The organism is Streptococcus parasanguinis (assembly GCF_040908565.1).
GTDB classification, from domain to species: domain Bacteria; phylum Bacillota; class Bacilli; order Lactobacillales; family Streptococcaceae; genus Streptococcus; species Streptococcus parasanguinis_AC.
This window is the reverse complement of record NZ_JBDGEA010000012.1, coordinates 1-14,500: the sequence shown is the minus strand read 5'-3', so window position 1 is coordinate 14,500 and position 14,500 is coordinate 1. Positions and strand designations below refer to the sequence as shown.

Below are 14,500 nucleotides of genomic sequence, written 5' to 3'. Positions count from 1 at the left end.
ATCTTTGGATTGTCGAGCAAGACGCAGTGGTTGAGTGGGCTCTACTACGCTGATTTCATCAGTCTTTACAGCCCTAATCAACTGTGCGGAGGTGGGACGACGAAATCGGATTCTAACGAATGACCGATTTCTGTCCCACTCTCTTTTCTTTCGCTGTTTGAAGCTTAATTTTTGGGCAAAGATTTGGTATAATGGAAGTTATGAAACATTCGGAAAAAGAATCACAATACCAACTTTTACTGGCACAGTTAGACGCTCTCTTAACAGGAGAAAGCAATGCCTTGGCCAATTTGTCTAACGCTAGTGCTCTCTTAAATCAAGCCCTACCTCGTTCTGTCTTTGCGGGTTTTTATTTGTATGACCAGTCAGAATTGATCTTGGGACCCTTTCAGGGTGGCGTCTCTTGTGTCCACATCGCACTTGGAAAGGGTGTCTGTGGAGAAGCAGCTCAAAAGCAGGAAACCATGATTGTCGATGATGTCCGCCAACATGCTAACTATATTTCCTGTGATAGCCGGGCCATGAGTGAAATTGTGGTACCTATGGTCAAGGACGGTCAGCTCCTTGGGGTATTAGACCTGGACTCAGAATGCGTCTCTGACTACGATCAGCTGGATCAAGAGTATTTGGAAGAGTTTGTCGCCCTCTTGATCGAAAAGACAAACTGGGACTTTAAGATGTTTGGAGTTAAGAACTAATGTATCAAGCTTTATATCGGAAATACCGTAGCCAGACCTTTGGTCAATTGGTCGGCCAGCAAGTGGTGGCACGGACTTTGAGACAGGCAGTGGAGCAGGACAAGATCAGCCATGCCTATCTCTTTTCTGGACCTCGTGGAACTGGGAAAACGAGTGTGGCCAAGATCTTTGCTAAGGCCATGAACTGTCCCAATCAAGTCAATGGGGAGCCGTGTAACAACTGCTATATCTGTGAATCCATTACCAATGGGAGTCTTGAAGATGTTATCGAGATCGATGCAGCCTCTAACAATGGGGTCGATGAAATTCGCGATATTCGCGACAAGTCGACCTATGCTCCAAGTCTAGCCAAGCACAAAGTCTACATTATCGATGAGGTCCACATGCTCTCGACAGGGGCCTTTAATGCCTTGTTGAAGACGTTGGAAGAGCCAACGGAAAACGTGGTCTTTATCCTCGCAACAACGGAGTTACACAAAATTCCAGCCACCATTCTGTCTCGGGTGCAACGCTTTGAATTCAAATCCATCAAACTACCGGATATCGTTCATCATTTGGAAAGCATCCTAGCTACAGAAGGCATTGCCTATGAAGCAGATGCTGTGCAGATCATCGCTCGACGCGCTGAAGGTGGGATGCGGGATGCCTTGTCCATTTTGGACCAATCCCTGAGTCTGACTGCGGGTAGTGAGTTGACGACAGCAATCGCCGAAGAGATTACAGGCTCCATCAGTCTAGCTGCGCTCGATCAGTACGTGGCTGCCATCCTGGCTCATGATGCGACAGCGGCGCTGGATCAGCTGGCGATTATCTTTGATAATGGCAAGAATATGGCCCGTTTCGTCACGGACTTACTTCAATATCTGAGAGATCTCTTGATTGTCCAGACAGGCGGAGAAAACACTCACGCTAGTGACTTGTTTGCGGCGAATCTTGAAGCTGATCAAGCCCGTCTTTTTGCCCTGATTGACCAGGCGACGACCAGTCTTGCGGACATCAAAAATAGTTTGCAACCGCGTATCTATACTGAAATGATGACCATTAAATTGGCTGAAAGCACAGGCCAAGTTTCTAACTCAGCTGCTCTGGAGGTTCCTTCCAATGTGCTAGCTCAGCTTGAAGACTTGAAGAAGGAAGTCGCTCAGCTCAAGCAACAGTTAGCGCAATCGGGTAGCAGTCTTCCTGCTTCAAAACCGACAGTAGCTCGTCCAACCAAGTCTAGCAAGGGCTATCGTGCAGATCGAAACAAGGTCAACGCGATTTTACAAGAGGCGGTTGAAAATCCAGAGTTGGCACGGACCAACTTGATCCGTCTTCAGAACGCTTGGGGGGAAATCATCGAGAGCTTGGCAGGTGCGGATAAGGCCCTCTTAATCGGATCCCAGCCGGTCGCTGCCAATGAAAATCACGCTATTTTAGCCTTTGAGTCTGCCTTTAATGCTGAACAGACCATGAAGAGGGACAACCTCAATACCATGTTTGGAAATATCCTCAGCAATGCTGCTGGTTTTTCTCCAGAGATTTTAGCGGTTTCTCTAGAGGAGTGGACTCAAATCCGGGCAGAGTTTTCGGCTAAGGCGCGTGGGCAAAAAGCGGAAGTGGTAGAAGAAGAGGAAAGCCTCATCCCTGAGGAATTTACCTTCCTATCTGATAAAATTACCCTTCAGGACGATTAATACATGAATTTTTTACTGAATCATGGTAAAATAATTTTATGAATAGAAAACAATTTGCAGTGATAGCAGTCTTTACTGCTATGGAGACTTACTTTTTCAATGAAGCGACCATGGCGGGTCAGATGCTCTTTGCATTCTTTTGGGCCCTCTTGATCTTGCGCAATCTCCAGACGGCCTATATGGTGGAGAAGATTGCTAGTGCCATTGAAAAAGAAATCAGAAAGAAAAGAAAATAAAACCTTTGAAAAGAAATTCTTTTTCAAAGGTTTTTTTCTATGGCGATAGATAAAGTGACTCTAAACGACTGATCAGCTTTCCTAGATTTTTCTAGGAAATTTTTTCTATTTCATAAACATTTCACATTTCTCCTCTATAATGAAAGCAACAAATGATGAAAGCGTCCACAATGCATCGCTGTGGACCTTGAAATGGAGGGAAAGATCATGCTCTTACAACAGGCAATCGCCTATATTTCTCGAAAAAGAACGAGGAATCTGGTCCTCTTTCTGATTCTCCTCTTGATCCTCTCTTGCTTGTATTTCTGTTTTTCACTGATGCAAGTGGGAGGAAGACTGGAGGACCATATCAAGCAGTCGGCTGGGACCAGCTTTGCCCTGACCAGTAAACAGGGGAATGCTCCCTTTGCTCTGAAGGAGGCTAAAAAAGTGCAGCAGCTAGCTGGGGTAGGATCCATGGTCCCCCAATATGAAAGTCCCGTTCGTATCATAGGTAAAGAAGCGGTGACGGGGCAGCAGTCGGTAGAGCGGGATGATCTGGGTCAGGAAGCCAAGCAAGCGCTAGGCGCTGTCTTTACCCGGAAAACAGACCAGCACCTGGATTTTCGCAGTGGTAGTTTCCAACTGGTGCAAGGCAAGCACTTATCTGATAAGGCTCGCGGCCAAATCTTGATCCACCAAGAGTTGGCTAAGAAGAACAAGCTAAAGGTCGGAGATTCCTTGACCTTATCCAGCTTTCAGATGGGAGAGACTCCTGCCAAAGAGCAAACCTTTAAAATCGTTGGAATCTTTTCGGGTAAGAAACAGGAAAAATTCACAGGAATGACCTCTGATCTGAGTGAAAACCAAGTCTACCTCCCTTATGAGGATGCGACTAAGCTTCTTGGTCTCAGTCAGCAAGAAGTGACTCATGTCACCTTTGGGGTCAAAGATCCTGAGAAAATCGATGCCCTCTTGAAGCAAGTTAAAAGCTTGGATCTGGATTGGCAATCGCTGCGCGTGGTCGAAGATCGCAAGGCCTTTGACCAGATGAAGGAATCCTCTCAGACACTAGAAGGGCTAGTAAGGATCATGATGATCGTCCTCCTAGTGACTGGAGCCGGTGCCCTATCGCTCTTACTCAGTCTCTGGACACGGGAGCGGATCCATGAAATCGGGGTGCTCTTATCCATTGGGAAGAGCAAGGGCCGGATCTTTGGACAGTTCCTCTTGGAAGTGGTCCTGGTATCCCTACTAGCGGTGATCCCAGCCTTTCTCATCGGGCGGCTGGTCAGCCATCGTTTCTTAGAACAGTTTGTCGGACAGACCGGTCAACAGCAGACCCTAGACTTGCTCAACCAAATCCCTCAAGGCCTTTCTTTAGGAATCGCCTATGCTAGCCTCTTGTGCTTGATCCTTCTGTCGCTCGGTGCAACCACCAGCATGATCTGGCGCAAGAGCCCAAAAGAAATATTAACAAAAATGAGTTAAGGAGAAATGACACCTATGTTAGAACTCAAACATGTAGCCTATAGCTATCAAAGTTATCAAGAAGAGATCTTCTCAGACGTGAACTATCAGTTCGAAAATGGGACCTTTTACAGTATTATTGGTCAGTCAGGAGCTGGGAAATCAACCCTCCTCTCCCTCTTGGCTGGTCTGGACAATCCCAAGAAGGGGCAGGTTCTCTTTGATGGGGAGGACATTCAGACCAAAGGGTCTAGCTACCATCGCAAGCACCATGTTTCCCTGGTCTTTCAGAATTACAATCTGATTGATTATTTGACACCACTTGAAAATGTCCGCCTGGTCAACAAACATGCTAGGAAAGACATTCTCTTAGAATTGGGATTGGATGAAACGCAAATCAAACGCAATGTTCTTCAATTGTCTGGAGGGCAGCAGCAGCGGGTGGCTATTGCGCGTGCGCTCGTTTCAGAAGCACCAGTCATCTTGGCAGATGAGCCGACAGGAAACCTAGACGAACAGACAGCAGGTGACATCATTGCCATTTTGAAGAAGTTGGCCAAGGAACGCCAAAAATGTGTCATCGTCGTCACACATAGTAAGGAAGTGGCAGAGGCCTCTGATGTGGTCTTGGAATTAAGTCGTCGTAGCCTCGTTGAGAAGAGCAAGTAAGGAGGGAATGCTATGTTGCGAAATGCTTTTGCTTATATCACACGTAAATGGCCCAAGTCTCTCTTGCTCTTTGCCATTATTCTCCTCATGGGGACCTTGAGCTTGATCGGACTCTCCATGAAGGGTGCAACCCAACAAGCTTCATCGGAAAGCCTGGGATCCATCACCAATAGCTTCTCCATGCAGATCAACCGCCGAACCAATCCAGGAACCCCTCGGGGAGCAGGGAATCTCAGAGGAGAAGATATCGAAAAAATCAGCCAGGTAGAGGGGATCACCTCCTCCATAAAGCGGATCAATGCCATCGCGGATATCCTAGACCACGAGATCATTGAAACCGAAGAAACCCTGCAAAATCAATCTCCAGAGCGGGCTAAGCACTTCAAGAATACCTTGATGGTGACAGGGGTCAATGACTCTTCAAAAGAAGATAAGTTTGTCTCTGGAGCCTACAAGCTGGTCCAAGGGGAGCACCTGACGGATAAAGACAAAAACCAAATCCTCATGCACGAAGATTTGGCGAAAAAGAATGGCCTCAAGGTAGGCGATAAGGTGCGCCTCAAGTCCAACCTCTACGATGCTGACAATGAAAAAGGAGCCAATGAAACCGTCGAAGTGACCATTAAGGGTCTGTTCTCAGGGAAGAACCAAGCTCCTCTAACTTACGCCCAAGAGTTGTATGAAGATACCCTCATTTCTGACCTAGATACAGCTGCCAAGCTCTATGGCAATACTGTTCAAACAGCTACCTATGAGGATGCGACCTTCTTTGCCAAGGGAGATCAGGACCTAGATGCCTTGATCGAAAAAATCAAAGCCTTGGATATCCCATGGAATTACTTTGACTTGGTTAAGAGCTCGTCCAACTACCCGGCCTTGCAAAAATCCATCAGCAGTATGTTCCAAGTGGCGGACTACTTGTTTATCGGCAGCCTCATCTTTGCTAGCTTGCTTCTCACCCTTCTCCTCGTCTTGTGGCTCAATGCCCGTCGCAGAGAAGTGGGTATCTTGCTGGCTCTAGGGCTGTCTAAGGTACAGATTGCAGGGCAATTTGTGGCAGAATTGGTCATGATTTCCATTCCAGCCTTCCTCCTCTCCTATGGAGTCGCAGGTCTTCTTGCCAAAGGAGTCGGAGATACGGTGCTCAAAAACGTCACCAGTGGCATTGCCAAACAAATGGCTCAAGAATCCTCTGCCGCCAACCTTGGTGGAGGAGCTGAGGCGGAAAGCTTCAGTAAGACCCTGACAGATATCCATATGGACATCCAACCGAGCCAATTGCTGGTGATTGTTTTGGTCGGTGGGCTCCTCTTGATTCTCGTATCCATCCTTTCTTCACAATGGCTCTTGCATAAGAAACCAAAGGAACTTTTGGTGGATGTCGAATAAGAGATTGTTTCCTAAAATAGAAATAGGGTATAATAGGAGGTAGAAGTTTCTTAGATAAAAAGGAAAGTGTATGAAGATACTAATCGTAGAAGATGAAGTCCTGATTCGAGAAGGGATGAGCGACTATCTCATGGAATGTGGCTATGAGGTCTTTGAAGCAGGCGATGGACAGGAGGCCCTGGACCTCTTTCACAGAGAAGCGCCAGATCTAGTCTTACTGGATATCCAACTCCCCATTCTCAATGGCTTGGAAGTGCTCAAGACTATTCGGAAGACCAGCTCAGTCCCTGTCCTCATGCTAACGGCCTTCCATGATGAGGACTATAAGTTGACAGCCTTTGGAGAGTTGGCAGATGGTTATTTGGAAAAACCCTTCTCCTTGTCCCTCTTGAAGGTCCGTATCGAAGCAATTTTTAAAAAGCTTCAACCTTCCAGGATCTTCACCTATGGAGAGGCACGGGTGGATTTTGAGAGCTACACAGCCAGCCTAGCAGGTCAAGCCATCTCCATGAATGCCAAGGAGTTGGAAATCTTGGAATACTTGCTCCAGCATGAGGGCAAGGCCCGGACCCGCTCTCAGATCCTCGATGCCGTCTGGAAGGAGACGGAGGAGATTCCTTTTGACCGGGTGATCGATGTCTATATCAAGGAACTACGAAAAAAACTGGAGCTGGACTGTATCGTTACGGTACGCAATGTCGGCTATAAATTGGAGAGACCATGACCAAACGGAGTATCTTTGCAAAGATCTTTCTGATCACCTTTGCCCTATTTAGTGGCTTAGTCATCCTTCTACACGCTTCGGTTTACTTTATTTTCCCATCGACCTATATCGAGTCCCAGCGCCAGACGATTTTGAAGAAATCACAGGCCCTAGCCAAGAGTTTCCAAGGCCAGGAAGAAGGAACCATTGAGTCGGTCATCGACCTATATTCCAAGACCAATGATATCAAGGTCTCAATCAAGGGCAAGGAAAAACAAAATGCCCTAGAGGTCAAGGATGACCTGCTCGTGAACCCTGACAGCCAGAATAATTCTCTGGTCATTGAAGAGCGAAAGATTCAGACCAAGGAAGGGAAGGACTTAACCCTGCAATTCTTAGCAACTGTCGATTCCCAAAAGGAAGCGAGGGACATCAGTCTGGGCTTTCTTCCCTATAGTCTTCTTGCTTCTTTTGTCCTGTCTCTGATTGCCTCCTATCTCTATGCCCGCCTGATTTCTGCTCCGATCCTGGAGATCAAGCAGATGACCAAGCGGATGAAGCGCTTGGATCGGACAGCCAGTCTTCCCATTCATTCGCAGGATGAGATCGGTGTTCTTAAGCAGCAGATCAATGATCTCTATCACCATCTCCTAGAAGTGATCGACAATCTAGAGCAGCAGAAACAGGAAAATCTGAAGTTGGAGCAGATGAAGGTGGAATTCCTACGTGGAGCCTCGCATGAGCTCAAGACGCCTCTAGCCAGCTTGAAGATTATCCTTGAAAATATGCGGGATAAGATCGGCCGCTACAAGGATCGGGACCGCTATCTGTCGGTCTCCCTCGATATCGTCGATGAGATGAACCAGATTGTCCTGGAAATCCTATCTCTGTCCTCTGTCCAAGAATTGGCTGGAGACAAGGAGTGGATCCAGCTGGATCAGGTCTTAGAGCAGATCCTCGACCAGTACAAGGTCTTGGCTCAATCCCGCGCGCTCACGATTGACAATCAAATCCCTGACAAAGCAGTTTATATGGACCCAGCCATTCTGAAATTGGTCCTCTCAAATGTCATTAGTAATGCCGTCAAGCATTCGGATGCCGGTGGAGAGATCCAGCTCCGTCTCGAAGAAGAAGGGACGCACTTGGCTGTTGAAAATACCAGTCAAGAAATGGTAGAGACCGCTGAGATGCCAATGACCGTTAGCCGCCAGAAGAAGGAAGGTGGCTTGGGACTCTTCGTGGTCCAACACTTGCTAGACCATGAAGAACTGGCCTATCAATTTGATAAAACGGCTATGGGCTTACGCTTCCGTATGGAACTGCCTAAAGATCCTCAAGAATAAAAAAATAGAGAGTGGGACAGAAATCGGTAATTCGTTAGAATTCGATTTCGTCGTCCCACCTCCGCACAGTTGAGTAGGGCTATAAAAGCTGATGAAATCAGCGTAGTAGAGCCCACTCAACCACTGCGTCTTGCTCGACAATGCAAAGACAATTGAGAGGCTAGGACTTTTGTCCCAGCCTCTTTTTGTATTTAATCAACCTTTTCTACCTTATGCAATTGGCCGTGTTTTAATTCATAAATGGTATCCACATAGGTCAGGATGGAGCGATCATGGGTCACCATGATGGCGCTCTTGTTTTTAGATTTGACTTCTTTTTGGATCAATTGAGCGATTTCTTGCCCTCGATCTGGGTCTAGGCTAGCCGTTGGCTCATCAGCTAAGATGACCTGTGGATTTCCGATGAAGGCCCGAGCGATGGCTGCCCGTTGTTTTTGCCCACCGGACATCTGATTTGGGTATTGGTGGTAACAAGCTTCGATGCCCAAATCTGCCAACAAGGCTTTGACTTCCTCTTGGCGTTTTTTCTTGTCCTTTTCTCCTTTTAATTTGGCCACCAGTTCCAACTGGTCACCGATTTTCATATAGGAGAGGAGCTGGTGATCTTGGAAGATAAAGCCGAGCAATTCCAGCCGTTTTTGCGTCCACTGGCCTTGGTTGAGACCGGTCAAGTCTTGGCCAGCGATGCGAATCCGGCCCTCATCCGCTGATAAAAGCAAGCCAGCGATGGCTAAAAGCGTGGACTTACCAGATCCTGAAGGGCCCAAGATGGCGACAAATTCGTTGGGTTCTACGCTTAAATTAAGCTGGTTGAGGACATGGTGCATTTGGCTACCATCGGCGTAGGATTTTCTGATATTTTCTAATTCGATAATGGCCATCTTATTCTCCATTTCCACCAATGACTTCGATTGGATCTACTTTTTTGATTTTTACAAGGGACAAGGCACCACACAAAATAGAGGTCAGGATAAAGCTAACCGAGATGGTGAGGTTGTCTTTCAGGGTCATAAAGGAAGGGACGCTATTGGGTAAAAATGGCGCCATTATGGTTGCCAAGCCAAGTCCCAGCAGTACTCCGATAAGGGAGATAATGGTGAGCTGGGATAGTTGGACATAGGTAATCTGGCTCATGGACATGCCAATGGCCTTTAGGACGCCGAACTGTTTCAACTTCTGCAGGGTGAGGATATAGAAGAAGACCCCAAGGATAGCAGAAGAAGCAAGCAAGAGCACCCACGTGATCATCCGTAGCGTCAGGTTTTGAGCCTTGTAGCCAGGGATTTTATCGATCACTTGCTTCTTATCGGCCACCATTAAGTTGCTGGCTAGATCGCTAGAAGGGATGCTCTTCTTGGTCACAAGGGTTTGGGCTTGCCATTGATAGCTTGAATCTGTTTTTTGCCTTATAACTGTGTAGGTCTCCGAGCTGATAAAACCAATCTTGCTATAGCCGTATCTAGCATTTTTCGCGAAGGCCACGACCTTGAGTTTTTGCTTAGAGGTTTTGTCGATCACTTGATCGCCGACTTGGATTCCCTCATCCTCTTTGAAAGAATGGTCCAGAATGACCTCGTTTTTCTTTAAGTCGGTGATCTTGAGGTCAGTATCTTCCATAATTGGATTGAGGATTTCTTCTTCATTGTGATCGGTCGCGAAGTAGGTGATGTCCAGAGTGTTGGAATCCTCAGATTTTGAGATGGTTGCCCGTTGGATGGACAAGCCCGAATAGTCCATCCCCTCTATCTTTTGGACCTCATCTAAATCTTTCGCCGTAATGGTTGAAAAGGGGATAATCCCTTCTGAATCCGTCGAAAGGATGTAGTGCAGGGCCCCATAGTTATCGATTTGGGCCGATACCGAACGGCCCAGTCCATTTGTCAGACCGGACAAAAACACCACCATAAACATGAGAATGGTAATGAGAAGTTCAATCAGGATAAACTTCTTAGGTTGGAATTTAATTTCATTCCATGCAATTTTCATTATCGTCTCCTTTTAACACGGAGGTGCTCAAGTAGCTTGGCACCTAAACATACTCTACCATCATACCATAAGTGGGGGGATAATAGGGGGATGGTGTTTGGAGAAGTATAGATGAATGAAACAGTTCAAGTTTTTATACATATAATATTATGGATCACCTTGACAATCCCTGCTAAAACTTGTAGAATGCAAGGATATTAGGAACCTTAGTCAGGGTTTCTCTTTTATAGAAGGAGTATGGTATGGATGTTGTTATCTTAATTTTGATCCTAATAGTTGTCATTTCAGCCTTTGTTGTAGGGATTTGTTATTGGGCCGTCAGTTATGCTCAGAAAAGCAATAAGGAGTATCAGACTTTTGCTTCCTTGCATGGTTATCAATTTGATCGAGCACAGGGGAATGACTATTACAGAGATTATTCGAAGAAGAAGATGGATCAGGATCGGACCATCACTCCTTTCCAAAGTCCCTTTGTTGAAAAATATGCCAACTTTACGCACTATCCCTTTGGCCGTGGTCATGAGCGAAAGGTAGCCTATGTGATCCCAGGTGCCTACAAGGACTGGCAATTCAGAGCCTTTACCTATCACTTTGTGGGCAATACCATGGAGCAAACTGGGTCTGGTGGAGTCTTCAGTGTAGTCATGATTGAGTGTCCTCAGCCACCGCAGGTCCAGCTGCCCGAGCAAGTCTTTTATGAGAATGGTGTGTTGTGCGACTACCAGAACGAAAATCTCAATGTAGAAACCCTTCATGATCGGATCGAAAAATTGGGAGAGCTAGCAAAAGGCTTGTAGGATGAGCTGTCTGTAAGAATTCTACATAAAAAAGTCTGATAGGATGATCGATACAAGAGGCTGGGACAAAAGTCCTAGCCTCTCAATTATTTTGGGATTGTTGAGCAAGATGCAGTGGTTGAGTGGGTTCTACTACGCTGATTTCATCAGCTTTTACAGCCCTACTCAACTGTGCGGAGGTGGAACGACGAAATCGAATTCTAACGAATTACCGATTTCTGTCCCACTCTCTCTTATGCTCAGATTCATTCTGCCACCTAGCTTTTATGGTATACTAGTTCTATGCAATTTTTCACAATCCTATGAGTCTAGGGCTGTTTTACAAGCGAGTGAAGGAGTCCGAGACTTTTGTAGGATAGGGATAAAAACAAGCAACCAAGCTACGAAGACTATGGCAAAAAATACTTGAAATAGACTTGGGTGAGAAAGGGACAGATATGTTTTTTAGAAGACAGCGTTATTTTTTGAATCAATATGAAGACAAAGCTGTTTATTTTGATCGGGAGACGCACGAAGTGTTAGAAGCACCAAAGAGTAAGCTGTTGGATACAGAGAAATCTAGTAAGATGAACCGCCATATTCCTTATTTGGTTGTTCTTTTTCTGGCAAGCGGAGGTGGACTGGTCTCTTTATTTAGTCTATTCTTTCATGGCACCTATAGTATGGCAACTTTTTGGACAGTTATGTTTATCTGGGTAACAGAGTTTCTTTTCATCACTCTCCTTGTAGAGCGAGCCCTGTATCGAAATGTCCATCGAGCTACAGTCACCACAAAAACGGTCTGCCTAACAATGATGATTGAGAAAGTTGATGAAAATCAGGACGACGAAGAGGCGGAACAAGGATTTAGTAAAAAAGATTTTTTACTATTTTATGCCCTCTTGCTGACAGTTCCTGCGGTCGGTTTCTATTATGCCTATGATTTCCTTTCCCACTTCAGAGAGTTATTAGGGCACCCTATTGGAGGGGAGATTGTCAAGCGAAGTCTTGCAGGCCTTTTGTTAGGAACAGCTTTCGTTGTCTTCAATCAAAATAATTTCATTAGAAATTTGAAATTATTACTGCGTTTTGAAGAAGGAAAAATGAGTGTGGTATGTAGAGACGATGACAATCCAGATGTTTATCTAAAAGTGAGGATGGGAGCAGATCAAGAACCTGTCATCACCCAACTAGAGAAGGATAAAAACCAAGTTTTTAAGTAGAAGGTAGAGATTGGAAAATAGGTTCCTTGGATAAAATCAATCTGACCAGTTAAGGAGAGGGAGTTCATGTCAAAATCTTCAAAGAAAAAGAAAGTAGTGATCGAAGAACGCTACCACGGCCCTTTGATTACAGATGGTGTTAGTCTAGGCTATATCAAGCTTCTATCTTGGATTAGCTTAGCATTCTCTTTTATGGCGTATTGTGGGACAACCTATGTCGATCATATTGGCATTTATAAAATCTTGTTCATTATTTTCATGTTCATTAGTGGTGTAGCAATCCCACTCTCTTTCTTCGATCGTTTTATTGTGAGATTTAAGAGTTTTATCTATCTTTTTGTTTCTATACTTGTTTTGATTTTAAACATTGACATGACTTTTATAGGCTTGGTTATGCTAGTTGGTAATGACGGGATCTATTCAGGCTTGGCGCTGGCTTATAATCTGGTAGCTCTCTTTATCCTGCTTTTTTCTACAGGTCTCTACTCCTGGTATTACCTTCCTAAAAATCAGGGGAAAATCTGGGCTTTCAACCGGTGGGAGACTTATGGTGGTAAAGACAATGACAAGAAGCAAGAGCGATTGTTTAATGGTGGAGTTGCTTTTGTAGCTGTATTGTTAGCGCCAGCTATTCTCACTGGCTACATTGAGAATATTTTTGGTGTTTTCTTGGGCATCTTGATGAATCTCTTTTTACCAGCTCTCATAGTGGACGGAGTTCAGGCGGCGCGCTTTGTACGCAAACACCCAGAATATGAGGAGTAGATTTTTCATTTTGAAGCTTGTTCCTAATGGTTAGGGAATTTTAAGAACTTATTTTCATGATTAGAAAGAGGTATGTATGTTTTTTCTAAGACGACGTCGTGTCTTTATCGGCGAATGTGATGGTCAGGCGGTCTATTATGACCAAAAGACGCGGGAGGCTTTAGCCGCTCCCAAGAGCGTCCTGCTTAATACTGAAGGGGCTCGAAAGACTAACGCCTATATTCCTGAACTGGTGATTTTCTTCATGGCAGGTGGAACAGGAGGCTTTGGCTTCCTTGCGGCAATGAGTATAGGAGTTTATAACTGGACCAGTCTGACTTTTATCCTATTATTGTGGTTGGCAGAGTTTTTGTTCCTGTTTACGATTCTTGAACGAGGACTATATAAAAATGTTCGCACGGCCCAGCCAACGACAGAGAAGGTCTTTTACTATGCGGCTTCTCATAACTTGATGGTGGGGGAAGATAACTTTGATCCAGCTAAGTTGTCAACGAAAATCTTCCGTTTCGTTCGTTTTCTAATCATTGCCACTAATATCTACTTGTTCTATGTTTTTTATAGCTGTACTCAGAAATTTGGTCAGGAGATTGAACTAGGTAATGAATTCTGGATGGGTGGATTATTATTCTATGTACTCGTGTTAATGTATAATCAAAACAATCCAGTTCGTTTTGTGAAAATTATGAAATTATACAGCCAAGGAAAAGTGCTCTTTAAGAAAGAGCAGGACGACAGTGGAGCGTAAAGAATGAAAAGAATCAGTTTATTTGGTGCTGATTTTGAAAACAGTAAGAAAATTGTAACCAGTGGGAAGTATTCATTGACAGCAGGGATGCCGAATCCTATCCATATGAGCCTTCTCAATCGTCTCTTTACAGTTATTTTTTGTGTATTTTTCTTTTTTGGCATCATGGTCTATTTTCTATTAATCTCTTTGCCTAGTAATTTAGGGAAAGGTACAGACGTTCGTTATCTTTCTTATGATGCTGCTATCTTAATTCGGTCTATAGGTGCTTTTTTAAAGCCTGTTAGCCTCCTAGTTTATGTAGGTTTTCTTGTTGCTTCTATACCAGTTTTTTGGCCGAAGAAGCGCTTGAGTAGTCAACTCTGGACCTATTTTCCTTTTTATTTCCCGTGGTTATCTGGGGCGTTTATTTCAGGACTTTACTTTGCGAGTGCTGTAGCCTATGATGCCTATACTCTGCTGGGATTCTGGATTCAGCTGATAGTAGGAATAGCTCTCTTTATCTGGATAATTGTTAATAAAATCCAGAATTTGAAACGACGCATGAATGATGAGGAACCAAAGCCAATTCTGAAGAAAGTCTTGTTGATGACGCTAGGAATGATGGTCTTTCTTTTTCCAGTATCTTTAATGTATCATCAGCTAAACAAGTTACCGGTTTTGTGGTATTTTTATCCTTACGGTTTACTTTTGATTCTTTGGTTTGTTGTTTATGCCTATTTAATAGCTTTTCTTATCGATGTCCACATTGTGCAAGCCTACTATATCCATAAGTATCCGATGGAATACAAGGAATATCTAGGAATTAGCGACCGCGAATGGTATAGCAAATCCTATTACAA

15 protein-coding genes are annotated in these 14,500 nt (G+C 44.7%); 13 read left to right on the top strand and 2 right to left on the bottom strand.

Going from position 1 to position 14,500, the window contains the following annotated elements:
• The first annotated feature begins 200 nt into the window (after window positions 1-200).
• From AB5Y61_RS06900 to AB5Y61_RS06865, 8 genes are all read left to right on the top strand, one after another.
• A complete protein-coding gene (locus AB5Y61_RS06900) occupies window positions 201-698 on the top strand; it encodes a GAF domain-containing protein (RefSeq protein WP_049515482.1) in 498 nt (165 codons plus the stop codon).
• Window positions 698-2,374 (top strand): DNA polymerase III subunit gamma/tau, encoded by a 1,677-nt coding sequence (dnaX, locus tag AB5Y61_RS06895; RefSeq protein WP_368403630.1) that lies wholly within the window; start codon window positions 698-700, stop codon window positions 2,372-2,374. Before AB5Y61_RS06900 ends, dnaX begins: the two co-directional genes overlap by 1 nt.
• Before the next feature lie 38 nt (window positions 2,375-2,412).
• On the top strand, window positions 2,413-2,610 hold the full coding sequence (locus AB5Y61_RS06890; RefSeq protein ID WP_368403629.1) for a DUF3272 family protein: 198 nt from the start codon (window positions 2,413-2,415) through the stop codon (window positions 2,608-2,610).
• A 207-nt stretch (window positions 2,611-2,817) separates the two neighbouring features.
• Window positions 2,818-4,080, top strand: a complete 1,263-nt coding sequence (locus AB5Y61_RS06885) for an ABC transporter permease (RefSeq protein ID WP_368403628.1) — start codon at window positions 2,818-2,820, stop codon at window positions 4,078-4,080.
• A 6-nt stretch (window positions 4,081-4,086) separates the two neighbouring features.
• Entirely contained in the window at window positions 4,087-4,728 is a 642-nt protein-coding gene (locus tag AB5Y61_RS06880; protein ID WP_368403627.1) for an ABC transporter ATP-binding protein, read from the top strand.
• Between the two features lie 12 nt (window positions 4,729-4,740).
• On the top strand, window positions 4,741-6,117 hold the full coding sequence (locus AB5Y61_RS06875; protein ID WP_368403626.1) for an ABC transporter permease: 1,377 nt from the start codon (window positions 4,741-4,743) through the stop codon (window positions 6,115-6,117).
• A 70-nt stretch (window positions 6,118-6,187) separates the two neighbouring features.
• Window positions 6,188-6,841: a response regulator transcription factor gene (locus AB5Y61_RS06870; protein ID WP_070466194.1), complete on the top strand. Its 654-nt coding sequence runs from the start codon at window positions 6,188-6,190 to the stop codon at window positions 6,839-6,841.
• Window positions 6,838-8,163 carry a sensor histidine kinase gene (locus AB5Y61_RS06865; RefSeq protein WP_368403625.1) on the top strand — a complete coding sequence of 442 codons (1,326 nt, stop codon included), beginning with the start codon at window positions 6,838-6,840 and terminating at the stop codon, window positions 8,161-8,163. The genes AB5Y61_RS06870 and AB5Y61_RS06865 overlap by 4 nt, the downstream gene beginning before the upstream one ends.
• A gap of 191 nt (window positions 8,164-8,354) precedes the next feature.
• On the opposite strand, the gene AB5Y61_RS06860 is transcribed toward AB5Y61_RS06865, so the two are convergent.
• Together AB5Y61_RS06860 and AB5Y61_RS06855 are read right to left on the bottom strand one after the other, a co-directional pair.
• Complete coding sequence (locus AB5Y61_RS06860) at window positions 8,355-9,044, bottom strand: ABC transporter ATP-binding protein (protein WP_070675743.1); 690 nt, start codon at window positions 9,042-9,044, stop codon at window positions 8,355-8,357.
• 1 nt (window position 9,045) lies between these two features.
• Complete coding sequence (locus tag AB5Y61_RS06855; RefSeq protein WP_368403624.1) at window positions 9,046-10,149, bottom strand: ABC transporter permease; 1,104 nt, start codon at window positions 10,147-10,149, stop codon at window positions 9,046-9,048.
• Between the two features lie 242 nt (window positions 10,150-10,391).
• Between AB5Y61_RS06855 and AB5Y61_RS06850 the strand changes: the two genes are divergently transcribed.
• The 5 genes from AB5Y61_RS06850 to AB5Y61_RS06830 form a co-directional block, all read left to right on the top strand.
• Window positions 10,392-10,946 carry a hypothetical protein gene (locus AB5Y61_RS06850; RefSeq protein ID WP_368403623.1) on the top strand — a complete coding sequence of 185 codons (555 nt, stop codon included), beginning with the start codon at window positions 10,392-10,394 and terminating at the stop codon, window positions 10,944-10,946.
• Window positions 10,947-11,383: 437 nt separating this feature from the next.
• Window positions 11,384-12,148, top strand: a complete 765-nt coding sequence (locus AB5Y61_RS06845) for a hypothetical protein (protein WP_368403622.1) — start codon at window positions 11,384-11,386, stop codon at window positions 12,146-12,148.
• A gap of 66 nt (window positions 12,149-12,214) precedes the next feature.
• Window positions 12,215-12,913: a hypothetical protein gene (locus tag AB5Y61_RS06840; protein ID WP_368403621.1), complete on the top strand. Its 699-nt coding sequence runs from the start codon at window positions 12,215-12,217 to the stop codon at window positions 12,911-12,913.
• Window positions 12,914-12,989: 76 nt separating this feature from the next.
• Complete coding sequence (locus AB5Y61_RS06835) at window positions 12,990-13,658, top strand: hypothetical protein (protein WP_368403620.1); 669 nt, start codon at window positions 12,990-12,992, stop codon at window positions 13,656-13,658.
• Window positions 13,659-13,661: 3 nt separating this feature from the next.
• The coding region (locus AB5Y61_RS06830; protein ID WP_368403619.1) for a beta-carotene 15,15'-monooxygenase at window positions 13,662-14,500 on the top strand (839 nt) is incomplete at its 3' end.

Bases quoted from the DNA above. Each gene is read 5' to 3' on its own strand.
- AB5Y61_RS06855 (WP_368403624.1), bottom strand. From the start codon at position 10,149: ATGAAAATTGCATGGAATGAAATTAAATTCCAACCTAAGAAGTTTATC.
- AB5Y61_RS06845 (WP_368403622.1), top strand. From the start codon at position 11,384: ATGTTTTTTAGAAGACAGCGTTATTTTTTGAATCAATATGAAGACAAA.
- AB5Y61_RS06890 (WP_368403629.1), top strand. From the start codon at position 2,413: ATGAATAGAAAACAATTTGCAGTGATAGCAGTCTTTACTGCTATGGAG.
- AB5Y61_RS06850 (WP_368403623.1), top strand. From the start codon at position 10,392: ATGGATGTTGTTATCTTAATTTTGATCCTAATAGTTGTCATTTCAGCC.
- AB5Y61_RS06840 (WP_368403621.1), top strand. From the start codon at position 12,215: ATGTCAAAATCTTCAAAGAAAAAGAAAGTAGTGATCGAAGAACGCTAC.
- AB5Y61_RS06870 (WP_070466194.1), top strand. From the start codon at position 6,188: ATGAAGATACTAATCGTAGAAGATGAAGTCCTGATTCGAGAAGGGATG.
- AB5Y61_RS06900 (WP_049515482.1), top strand. From the start codon at position 201: ATGAAACATTCGGAAAAAGAATCACAATACCAACTTTTACTGGCACAG.
- AB5Y61_RS06860 (WP_070675743.1), bottom strand. From the start codon at position 9,044: ATGGCCATTATCGAATTAGAAAATATCAGAAAATCCTACGCCGATGGT.
- AB5Y61_RS06875 (WP_368403626.1), top strand. From the start codon at position 4,741: ATGTTGCGAAATGCTTTTGCTTATATCACACGTAAATGGCCCAAGTCT.
- AB5Y61_RS06835 (WP_368403620.1), top strand. From the start codon at position 12,990: ATGTTTTTTCTAAGACGACGTCGTGTCTTTATCGGCGAATGTGATGGT.
- AB5Y61_RS06885 (WP_368403628.1), top strand. From the start codon at position 2,818: ATGCTCTTACAACAGGCAATCGCCTATATTTCTCGAAAAAGAACGAGG.
- dnaX (WP_368403630.1), top strand. From the start codon at position 698: ATGTATCAAGCTTTATATCGGAAATACCGTAGCCAGACCTTTGGTCAA.
- AB5Y61_RS06880 (WP_368403627.1), top strand. From the start codon at position 4,087: ATGACACCTATGTTAGAACTCAAACATGTAGCCTATAGCTATCAAAGT.
- AB5Y61_RS06865 (WP_368403625.1), top strand. From the start codon at position 6,838: ATGACCAAACGGAGTATCTTTGCAAAGATCTTTCTGATCACCTTTGCC.